Here is an 11,304-nt window from a genome sequence, read left to right as displayed (position 1 = left end):
ATGTTCTCCTCTCTTAAATGTAACCGTTCTCAAATCGGATTATAACAAATGAAAGAATACTTGTATGTATTTCTGATATGATTAAGCAATCCATATGTAAAATAAAACTATATCTCTAAAATATTAATATTATTTTTTATATATATTTATCGCGCAATATAACAATATATTATAAAAATCCCAGCCTTCTATGTATCTAAAGCAGACTACATATAAAGCCAGGATTCATCTTAAGATTTATATATTATCTCTAAAATATGTTTTGGTACTGCGTGATCATCACAATGTCCAATCACATTCCCTGCGGCTTTCTTCGCGGCATCACTTGCATTTTCTGTTGCGTACGCATGGGTAAATCTACTTAACATTTCAAAGTCATTTCCACCATCACCATAAACAGCAACTTCATCTTCTGCGACATTCAAAAGTTGGGCAAGCTTTGCGACTGCTTCGCCTTTATTTACACTTTTATCTGTGATTTCAAAAATTTCATCCTGAAAAGGTGCGTTGACGACGATATCGCTATGTGCTTGGATAAATGCAGTTAAATCATGATGCAACGCTTCATCCTCTACCCGACAATTGATTTTCATAATCCCCTGTTTTAAGATTTCCTCATCACTTTGTTCATATAAACAATCTTTCATAAATTCATGAATATCTGTTTTACGTAACACCTTTTTCCAGATACTGCGCTTCTCGAATTCTTTTATATGTTGGTCCTTGGAGATTCTAAGAAATGTATGATCTTTTCCGATACACTCAAAATCAATGGTAGGAAATGTCTTTAATATCTTTGCTAGAAAATCCTGATTGAGATAATTTTCATAAATAGAGTTTCCTTTTGGATCAAATATCAATGCCCCATTCATACAAATCGTATATACCCCTCGATGATACATCCCTAACTTTTCTTTCTGATTTCCATGCATATGACGACCTGTCGCAATCGCAAAATAGCGGTTATTTTTTATAACTTGATCCACAGCATCCAAAATCACTTCATCTGTTTCATGATATTTATTTAGTAAAGTGCCATCTAAATCGCACGCAAAAAGCTTTACCATAACATCCTTCCTCCTTTTCATTCAGAGCAATTATATCACTTTTCTATATAATATTATTTTCAAAAGGAAGAAAATTCCATACAAAAAAAACGTATTAGTATGATACCAATACGTTTTCTGTATGCTTATTTACAAGTCATTCCCTGTTTTTCTGATAATTCGATTGTTTTATCAAATGGTGCATCTTTAGAATCACCAAAGCCTAATGTACTAAGTGTAGAACCTTCTACCGTTGCCATATCAATTTTAACAACTACTTTTAAATCTTTTCCATTTGCTTTATATTCTGCGCTAACACCTTTTTTACCATCAACGCCCATTCTGCTTAACATTGCTTTTCCTTCTTTATCCAGATCTTCCTGTGTCATTTGAGAAGCATCTTTTTGTGATACACTTTCTGGAACATCGTATACCAATTCCATTGCGGTAATTTTGTTATCTGTTGCATCAAGTTTGATACTTGCTTTCATTCCATAAACTTCCATAGAACAGGTTTTTGATTCTTTTTTAGGTTCTGATGAGCATCCTGCCAATAATAAAGCAGCACATGCGATTGCGAATAATTTTTTCATAGTTTTCTCTCCTCATTTATTTACAAGTAAATTTAATACCTTCCTGACCCTTTTCTGCGTTTTCTACCGTTTCACTAAGTTTTACATTTTTCGTATTTCCTGTGATGCTGAATTTATTTAACACTTTAGAATCAGCTTTCATCAAATCGACATGGATATCCATTTTCATGCCGGTACCATCAACTTTCACGGTTGCTTTAACGCCTTCTTCATCACCGCTTAAGCCTAACTGTGTCATCACGGTATCTTCCATCACTTTTAACTGGTCTTTATCTACTTTGGAAGCATCAAAACCAAGCATTTCTTCTGAATAAAGATATTGGATATCCATTGTTTTAATGACATCATCTTCCGCATTCATTTTCATAGACATGCGCATGCCCTGATATTCGGTTGTACATGTTTTAGTTTCTTTTTTTACTTCTTTTGAGCTAGAACCACAACCGGTTAATAAAACTGCCGCAAAAAGAAATGCCATTATTTGTTTATGTTTCATTATGTATTTCTCCATCTTCTAAATATAATATTTTTCATTTATAATCATGAAACTTATTTACATGTAGCGCCGTCTGCTTCTCCACTTTTAACTGTTTCACTTAACTTAATATTTTTTGTGTTGCCTTCCATCTTGAATTGTTTCTTCAAAATATCAGTATCTGCTTTTGTTAGGTCAATATTGATTGTCGCTTTCAAATCTTTTCCATCAGCTTTGAATACTGCGGCAATACCTTCACCTTCCTTAATGCCTAATTGAGATAATACAGCATCTCCCATTGTTTTTAAATCATCTTCTTTTAATTTAGAAGCATCTCCATTAAACATAGATCCAGGGAAAACATAAGACATTTCCATCTTTTTAATTACATCATCTTCTGCATCCATCTTAATAGACATTTTCATTCCTGCTTCTTCCATGGAACATGTTTTTGTTTCTTTTTTTGGTTCAGATGAACCACAACCTGCTAATAAAACTGCTGCACATGCGAATGCTAAAAACTTTTTCATAACCATCCCTCTGACAGTATTTTAATCTGTCCCTTTCTATACACATTTATTATACCAAAGGGCTCTTGAAATATCTTCAAAATTGTCGAAAATTGGAAATCCATATCAAAAAGTGGTAAAAAACACTGTCACATATACGTCTTTTCTATTTTTTTCTATAAATTAAATGCCTTTTGTGTCACGTTTTTATTACCTCTAATAGTAATATGGTCCTCTTCTGTTAAATGTCCTAATAAAACACTGCTATGTTCATCATGCAATTTGATTCTCTCTTTAATTGATTTTGCATCATAATTGGCGTAACAATATAAACACTCATGAGGACAACAATTATAATCCCCAATATCTACACTAGCAATACAGCCACAGACTTGTTCTCTGACACCTTTTCCTTTTGGCTTTTCAAATGAATGTCCGATTGCCTGGGTAATATCTTCCATATTCATACACGGTCTTGCTTCAATGCCATACATGGATAAATCTACTTTTTCTGCACAGCTTTGTATATGCATATGATACTTTTGGGCAATTTCCCCAAAAGCCTTTCCAATCATCTTCATCTGTGATTCTTCTAATGGCTGAAGCTTCATTTTAGCCATGTTCTTACGCGTATTTTTATACATATCCACAAAGGAGATAATCACCGTTTCTACATAGCCTTCTAATTGTTTACACAACCGTTCAAATGCACGGCAATGATACTCTATGGTATATACATCGTTTAATAAGATGGGATCATATCTGACGATTACACGTTTAGAACCCAGCTGACTTGACATCTTCTTTATCCCTTCGATAATCGCTTTTTTATCAGGTACTGCCTGTTCAATATCCTTATGATATCCAGTTAATGTGACATGAAATATATAGGGAAAAGGGATTTCTTTTAATCTTGGCAACATAGGCAAAGGATTCTTTGTACAGAAAATAATGACATCAATATTGGCTTCATTCAATATGATTCTAGATATCTGATGTGGATTAAATGGGTTTCTTACATCCACATAGCCTTCTTTTAAACGGTTAAAAAACCAGTTACTAAAATATGCTGGGATGTCACATCGCCCACTTACAAATAAAATCATATCATCACCTCTGGTATTACTATACAAAAGTTTGATACAGAATACAAATGATTGGATTATAAAAAAGAGAAAAGCACTCCGAAAGAGTGCTGAAAGAGAGAGCCTTATAATATGTTTATTTTATAATGAGAAGGGATATCTGGCAGGTGTATCCCTTTTATAAATCACTCATGCTTTTGAAATGTCAGATAAGAAAATGCCTTTACTGCCTCATCATCGGATAGAGGACTGGAAATTCCAATAAAAGTGTTGGTATCTTTTACTTTTTGGATAAAGAATACCTTATCTCCATCAGAATTTGCGTTAAAACGAATAGATGGTACTTCATCTTTAGAATGATCCTCTTTAATGGTTACGCCCTCCATATTTAATGCACGATCACGAAAATTTTCATAATCCGATTGCCTCATAAAATTTCCCTTTAATAACGTTTTATCATCTTTTTTGATAAAGAACTCACCGTCTTTTTGGCTTATTTTATGTCCATCTGACGTATTCAATGTGACATCAACTTTATCACCATTATCGATGTTAAACGTATAACAAAAACTTGTTGTCACATCACATGCACTTAGTCCTGCCAGAATAAGCATACAGAAAAATAAATTCTTAAAAACTCTTTTCATTTAGGTTCCTCTCTTTCTTTACTACGTATGCATTATACCATAAATAGTTTTAGAATGCGTATCACATATCAGTTAGAGGAAACTTTGTAAAAAGGGTCTAAAAACTGTACAATTCGTACCATTTTTAGAGCCAATTTCTATTTTATAATGAATTAAGAATATCTTTCATGCGTTTCGCAAGACCTTTTGTCTTATCAACGCTTAAGGAGCATACCGCAACACGAATACCTTTATTGACTTTTACAGTATAAATATGCTGTGCCATCAATGCTTCATGATAACGATCACGTAATGCATTATCTTCAATCTTCACGGTAACAAAGAATCCTTCCTTATAAGGATAATACGCCAGTCCACAAGCATCTGCTTCTGATGTAAAGATATCACTTCTTTGTTTCAGTAAGTCCACATAATATGCTTTTTCCTTCATATACGTATCATAGTTTTCTGTTGTGACATATGTGAAGTTATCCATAGCAGCATTTGGAACATTACTCCATGTTGCACGAGCTGCTTTTTCAAATACGATTTCTACACCTCTGACAATTTCCTGAGTTTTTCCCAACAATACTGCCGCACCACAACGCAAACCATAAGATGTTAACGCCTTACTACAACTAAACGCAATGACTGCCATTACATTTTCGCTAAATGCATCAAATGTTGCCATATAATCTCTTGAATGAGGTAAATCATATGCATAATCGATATATGCGATATCATTTAATAATACCACTGGTACCTGTTTTCCACATTCATTTAAGAATGCCACAACTTCTTTCCATTCCTCTATCGTGAGTGAATACCCTGTAGGATTGTGACATGGATCATTGATGATCATTAAAAGTTTCTTCTGTGTTTTCATGACTTCCTGACAAGTTTCTTTAAAGCTTGTCAGATTAAAATGATCTCCTTCAAATAATGAATAAGTTTTTACATTCAGATTATCCATGGTTGCCATTAATTTATAAGAACCCCATGCGATTTCTGGAAGGATTACGGTTTCTCCTTCATCCAGAATTTCACTCAACGTGATTGCGACAGCACCAGTTCCTCCAGGTGTTGCGATGACACTATGTGCTAAGCTGCATCCACTAGGTTTTACCACCCAGTTATATACCTGATCACGGAAACTATCATTTCCTACAAAACTGCCGGCATATGCGGCTTTAGTTTCTTTTGGAATATTGTTGTATGGTGTAAATACACTGTCAAATGCAACAATTGTTCCTTCTTCGTTATATAAAGAACCAATGGTCGCATCCACTACATTTTCAGCTCCTACGGCTGCTTTTGCTTCTTTCGCTTTTTTCACAATCGCAAATACTGTATCCTCGATTGGTGTTGTGTTTACCTTACTTTTCACAAAACTCATTTTTCATCCCTGCTTTCTTTTGTATATGCGCCTAATAATTTAACATCTTCACAAACTTCATTCATTTCCATCAACAGCTCCACTACTTTCGTATCCTGTAAATTGCCGTCAATTTCCACATAGAAATAATAAGCCCATGGCTTGTTTTTGATGGATCTGGATTTGATGCTTTCCATATTGAATCCATGTTTGGAAATCACTTCCATTGCCTTTACAAGTGCACCGGCTTCATGCTTTGCGGTAAAGATCATAGAGAAACGATTTCCCTCTTTCACAAGTTTTTTTCCGATAATAATAAACCTTGTTGTATTTTGTTCACTGGTATTGATATCCTCAGCTAATATATCCAGCCCATATAATTCCGCATTTTCTTTAGCGGCGATCGCTGCTTTGGTTTTATCATTTTGCTTTGCGACATATTCTGCCGCAAGTGCTGTGTTTGGATATGGAATCAACTCATATCCACGTCCCTCTAAAAACTGTTTAGACTGGTAAATTGCCTGATCTTTAGAATATACTTGTTTGATATCCTGCAAGGTAGCCCCTTTGACACCCAATAGATTTTGCGATATTTTCAAATCATAGATCTGTTGGATATACACATCATAACGAAGTAAAAGATCCAGCACTTCCCCAACCTCTCCGGTAAATGAATTTTCAAAAGGAATGACACCATAAGCTATTTCATTTTGACATACTGCCTGAAATACATCTTCAAAAGACGCAAAATTTCTTTTCTTTCGATAAGGAAATACTTTTTCACTGGCGATATGGGAAAATGCTCCCTGTACGCCCTGATATCCTACTGTATCATGGTAGATGACAGATTTTTGATAATCCTTACTGATCTTCAGCATATCCTCCATGAACGCTAAATAACTATCCTTATATTTATCTTGTTTGATCAGGCTCATATTACGCTTTAATACATCTTTTTCTCTGCCTGTATCCAGAACATCCATTTGATGCTCCACTTTATATCGTATGACATCTTCTACAGCCTGCATCCGCTGTTCAAAAAGATCAGCCATTTGCGCATCTACTTCATTGATTCGCTTTCTAGCATCATCCAGAAGGCTCATTATACTTCACTCCCTTTTTTCCACCCTATTATACAATAATTCCATGGGTATTCATACAATTTTCAGAAAATTTATGAAAAATATATTTGATAAATTTCAATGGCTTGTAAACACATAGGATATGTGTAGTTGATATTTACCTTTTACGATTCTAAAAAACTATTTCCCGATGATCTGAGAAATAGTTTTTCGTTATACTTCTTTTACATTAATGAAATGATAATATCTTTTCCGCTATCTTGCTATCTGTAATCAAATAGTTAATATAACCGCCTACCAAAGCCGCATGAATCGCCCTTGCTTTATCTACGCCACCAGCAATTGCAATCACATTCTGATTTTTTCGTATCTGGTCAAGCTGGATACCAATGATATTTTTCTCAAGATGATCGTCAATTGGGTTGCCTGCCACATCGAAGAAATGTCCACACATATAGCCAATCGCACCTTTTTTAATCATCGCTTCTTTTGATTGATCATTTAGAAAACCTGCCCATGTTCCAGATAACTCTTTTGCACGGATACTAGCAATTCCGGTAATGATATAATTTAAATGATTAATTTCCTTAAATGCTTGACGTATGATAGGCTCTTTCATCAGTTCTTCTCTTACGATATCGCTTTCTACATATAATGGGGCATACAACATCGTCTGGGTACCGTTATATTTTTCTGTCATCTTACGTACCAGATTGGCGGTATCTAATCCATTATGATATCCCTCCGCAGAACCTCCAGTTAATTGTACAAATCTTACCTTTTTACTGGTTTTAGGTTTCATCTGCTGCACCATCTGATTCAATGTTCTTCCCCAGGAAATACCTACAGAATCACCATCTTTAATCAATCCATCTATGTATTTAGCAGCCTGTTCTCCTAAACGCTTGATAATAAAATCTTTATTTTCATCATTGGATGAATCTGTAATGACAATGGCATCTTTCAGCTGATATTTCTCTTTCAGCATCGTTTCCAGTGTGGTGGATTGTTTCAAAGGATAATTAATTTGTATCTCAACAATCTTTAATTCCTTTGCTTTTTGTAAATAGCGGCACACTTTTGATTTAGAAAAAAACATACGTTTCGCAATGGTTGTTTGTGGCAGATTTTCTTCATAATACATACGTGCAACTTCCGCAATCATGTTCATTTCACTTTCTGAATATTTCTCTTTCATAATGATTTCCCCTTTGGTTATATTGTAACATAACGAGCACAAAAAGAGGCAGCTGCCTCTCATTGAATAAAATCTTCTTCTCGTTTGCTTTTTGGATCAATACAAGCCGGCTGATTGACCTGCCACACTTTTTCCCATTTATCTTCTGTTAATGGCAGTGCCATATCGCCAGTTTCCTTTCGCCATGTTTCCAGTTTTTGTTTCATCATTTGATAAACTTCCTGATATTCTTTTTCCTGTATTACATTGTGTTGCTCCAGTGGATCTTTTGCTAAATCATATAATGCCAGCATACATTTCTCCTTATCCAACATGCCATGCTCCATATAATACTGTTTGGTTGGAGAATTATCGATATTTGATCTATTAATTTTTTCATAATCTCCATAGTAACAAATCAGCTTATAATCTTTTGTACGAACACATCTTGCTGGTTCATAGGATGTATGGAAGTTGATTTCCGCAAACACTGCTTCATCCATTTCTTCATGTAGATTGGAAAATACTTTCGCAAAACTTTTCCCATGATAGCCATCATCTTTTTCTATTCCTAATAAATCACATATCGTTGGCGCAACATCAATTTGAGATACCAATCCCTTTACATGTACGCCTTTGACTACAGCTTTAGGATCTCGCATTATCAAAGCCACATGAATACCTGAATCAAACAGTGTACATTTTGCGAATGGATAAGGTACCCCATGATCAGTGGTAAACATAATCAATGTATCATCATAATGACCAGTTTCTTTCAACATATGAATGATTTTCCCAAAGTTTTGATCAAACATTTCCACTGAACGCATATGTCCTGCATAATCTTTCCTTACTTCCATGGTATCCTTTAAAAACTCTGGTAGATGAAGTGCTCGTAGTTCTTCTTCACTCATATCTATATCCGGATATTCACGATGTGTACTAAAGAAACCCATGGACACAAAGAATGGTTCATTTCTTTCTGTTTTCAGCCATTGGCATAAGGCATCTGTATTATGGGCATCCCATTCCACCAGATCTTTATCTTTATATTCGCTGCAGCTGGTTGTGATATTTTCCTGATAACCAATTTTATCTGCACCTAATTGATGATCTTTATAACGGCCGTATTCATGCTGGATACCACACAACACTGTATGATATCCTTCATGATTTAAACGTTGTACGATATGATTTCCATAATCGTGTATCTCAAATCCTCTATTTCCAAGCCCCAGCATACCATTGGTATGCGGATATCGACCAGTCAATAAAGAAGCACGACTTGGAGAACATGTTGGGGAGCAGCAATATGCTTCATCAAAGCACACGGCATCTTTCGCAAAGGCATCTAAGTTTGGTGTATGGATATGGATATCATAGGGTTGAAAATAGATACCGCTGTCATGTGTATGAATGTATAGGACATTCTTTCTCATTCACTAATTCCTAATGCTTGTATTTTCTCTTTTAATTCTGTTTTTGAAAGAAGATTTTTTAAACCGACAACTTTGGTCTTTTCACGTACTTTAAAGTTTTTAACAAATGCTTCACTGATGATAATCAAATCAAAATCATTTGCGATTGATTGAGCTTCATCAAGACTTGTGTGATGAATCGTTGCCTGTATACCTAATTCTTTTAATACCTGTTGTGCTCTTGTTTTCATAATCTGACTTGTTCCCATACCACAGCCACACGCTACCATAACTTTTAACATATGTTTATTCCTCCTCTACTTCTAAATCAAAGTAATGTTCTTTATTTTTTCTATATTGAATTTGTGGAATTGCCAGCATCAATACGACGCCTAAGATCAATCCTGGAACTGCTAAATATTTCATTAAGATACCAAGTGCAGGCCATAAGGTTGCCCAGTCAAGATTTCCTACATAACCACCGAATTTTGCCATATCGAATAGATATAAAGCTCCGGCACTTCCTAAGATCTGAAGTAATCCAGATCCTACACAAAGGATGATCAACGCTTTGTATCCACCCTTCATATTCGCATATAAACCAATCGTTGCATTGTCATAGAATAATGGAACGAAGCCTGGAATAATCATCAATGGAGATTTAAAGATCAATAGTCCTGCGATGGCAATCATCTGTCCAACTGCACCAAATAAGAAGCCTAATACAACAGCATTTGGTGAACCGAATGCATATGTGGCAGCACAATCGACTGCTGGTAAAGAACCTTTTAATACTGAATTTGAGATACCATTGAATGATTCAATCATTTCACCAACGAACATTCTGACACCTGTACGAAGGATAACCAGATTGACTGCGAAGGATGCACATTTTTCAAAGATATACACAATGAAGGAAATATTAGCCGGGAATGCGGCAGTATCTACACTTCTCAATAAAGGCTCGCCAATGATACATAGAATGATGCCAAAGAAGATCAACATCAACAGTGTTGTGGATACAACATAATCTTCTAAAATCTTTAAGGCGCCTCCCATATTCATACTGTCAACGCCTTTATTTTTATCACCCAGTTTTGCGCCAAATTTATGTGCAATCCAGATACCAAGCATCTGCTGGTGACCTACGGCAAATCCTGCATTTTCGGTTAATTCCTGTGTTGCTTCGACTGTCATATTAGAGAATACTGCCCAATATGTACCAATCAATAAGCCAACTGCGACAATACCCACAAAGTTTTGCAGAGATGGAATTAGATAATATACAATCCATGTTGCTACTGCAGTTTGTGTAACCATAATGTGTCCGGTTGTGAATAGTGTTCTGACTTTTGTGAATTTACGGAAGAATACCAGAACGATATTCCAGATAAATGCGACAAGCAATGTCAACATTGCGAATGATGTAACGACTCCAATACTTTCTAATGCGCTGTTTGCGGCAATATATGCGATATTAGGATCTATAACGGCTGCTTTTAGTTCAAATTTTTGTTGAATTCCTGTAAGAATTGGTGTAATGGTTCCTGCAAGTGCTTTTGCTCCAACTTGAAGGATCATATATCCAACAACTGCCTTAATGAAACCTGCCAGCACCTCATACCATTTCCTCTTTAACAGAATGTATCCTATCATGACGATCAATCCGATAAAGATTGCCGGGCGAGATAAGATGTTGTTAAAAATAACCACCCAGATTTGATTTACGATATCTAACATAGATATTTCTCCTTTCAATATTGTAAGCGCTTATCTGATTCTAATTATAAAATTTAATTCAAATAAAGCAATATTTTTATAATTTTTGCAATTAATTTCATTTTCTGTTTTTATTATCGTGAAATTTTTCTTATATTGGATATATAACTGCAAATATTCCCATTTATAAAGAAGGATA

Annotated in this window: 12 protein-coding genes; all 12 read right to left on the bottom strand. The window is 35.1% G+C overall.

The features are described from left to right. Nucleotides 1-230: 230 nt before the first annotated feature. Entirely contained in the window at nucleotides 231-1,067 is an 837-nt protein-coding gene (locus tag DW761_RS06550; RefSeq protein WP_158553759.1) for a Cof-type HAD-IIB family hydrolase, read from the bottom strand. A 125-nt stretch (nucleotides 1,068-1,192) separates the two neighbouring features. Continuing rightward, the gene (locus tag DW761_RS06545) at nucleotides 1,193-1,639 is read right to left on the bottom strand and encodes a hypothetical protein (RefSeq protein ID WP_117454337.1); all 447 of its coding nucleotides are present in this window, start codon (nucleotides 1,637-1,639) and stop codon (nucleotides 1,193-1,195) included. Nucleotides 1,640-1,655: 16 nt separating this feature from the next. Next, the gene (locus DW761_RS06540) at nucleotides 1,656-2,135 is read right to left on the bottom strand and encodes a hypothetical protein (protein ID WP_117454336.1); all 480 of its coding nucleotides are present in this window, start codon (nucleotides 2,133-2,135) and stop codon (nucleotides 1,656-1,658) included. Between the two features lie 53 nt (nucleotides 2,136-2,188). After that, complete coding sequence (locus DW761_RS06535; RefSeq protein ID WP_158553758.1) at nucleotides 2,189-2,644, bottom strand: DUF1307 domain-containing protein; 456 nt, start codon at nucleotides 2,642-2,644, stop codon at nucleotides 2,189-2,191. Nucleotides 2,645-2,799: 155 nt separating this feature from the next. After that, nucleotides 2,800-3,729, bottom strand: coding sequence for a DUF1848 domain-containing protein (locus tag DW761_RS06530; protein WP_117516933.1), 930 nt, complete (start codon nucleotides 3,727-3,729; stop codon nucleotides 2,800-2,802). Between the two features lie 164 nt (nucleotides 3,730-3,893). Then, nucleotides 3,894-4,355, bottom strand: coding sequence for a hypothetical protein (locus DW761_RS06525; protein WP_117516931.1), 462 nt, complete (start codon nucleotides 4,353-4,355; stop codon nucleotides 3,894-3,896). A gap of 142 nt (nucleotides 4,356-4,497) precedes the next feature. Further along, complete coding sequence (locus DW761_RS06520) at nucleotides 4,498-5,730, bottom strand: pyridoxal phosphate-dependent aminotransferase (RefSeq protein ID WP_117516929.1); 1,233 nt, start codon at nucleotides 5,728-5,730, stop codon at nucleotides 4,498-4,500. Then, complete coding sequence (locus tag DW761_RS06515; RefSeq protein ID WP_117516927.1) at nucleotides 5,727-6,812, bottom strand: bifunctional chorismate mutase/prephenate dehydratase; 1,086 nt, start codon at nucleotides 6,810-6,812, stop codon at nucleotides 5,727-5,729. Before DW761_RS06515 ends, DW761_RS06520 begins: the two co-directional genes overlap by 4 nt. Before the next feature lie 208 nt (nucleotides 6,813-7,020). Beyond that, on the bottom strand, nucleotides 7,021-7,989 hold the full coding sequence (locus DW761_RS06510) for a sugar-binding transcriptional regulator (RefSeq protein WP_158552282.1): 969 nt from the start codon (nucleotides 7,987-7,989) through the stop codon (nucleotides 7,021-7,023). A gap of 59 nt (nucleotides 7,990-8,048) precedes the next feature. Beyond that, nucleotides 8,049-9,407 carry a sulfatase gene (locus DW761_RS06505; RefSeq protein ID WP_117516925.1) on the bottom strand — a complete coding sequence of 453 codons (1,359 nt, stop codon included), beginning with the start codon at nucleotides 9,405-9,407 and terminating at the stop codon, nucleotides 8,049-8,051. Further along, the gene (locus tag DW761_RS06500; protein ID WP_117454328.1) at nucleotides 9,404-9,688 is read right to left on the bottom strand and encodes a PTS sugar transporter subunit IIB; all 285 of its coding nucleotides are present in this window, start codon (nucleotides 9,686-9,688) and stop codon (nucleotides 9,404-9,406) included. The genes DW761_RS06505 and DW761_RS06500 overlap by 4 nt, the downstream gene beginning before the upstream one ends. Nucleotides 9,689-9,692: 4 nt before the next feature. Further along, nucleotides 9,693-11,126, bottom strand: coding sequence for a PTS ascorbate transporter subunit IIC (locus DW761_RS06495; RefSeq protein WP_117454327.1), 1,434 nt, complete (start codon nucleotides 11,124-11,126; stop codon nucleotides 9,693-9,695). Nucleotides 11,127-11,304: the final 178 nt, after the last annotated feature.

It is taken from the genome of Absiella sp. AM29-15 (assembly GCF_003434225.1).
Classification (GTDB): Bacteria; Bacillota_I; Bacilli_A; order Erysipelotrichales; family Erysipelotrichaceae; genus Hoskinsella; species Hoskinsella hominis.
Note: the sequence above shows the minus strand (reverse complement) of the source record. Positions and strands in the feature narration are given on the sequence as shown.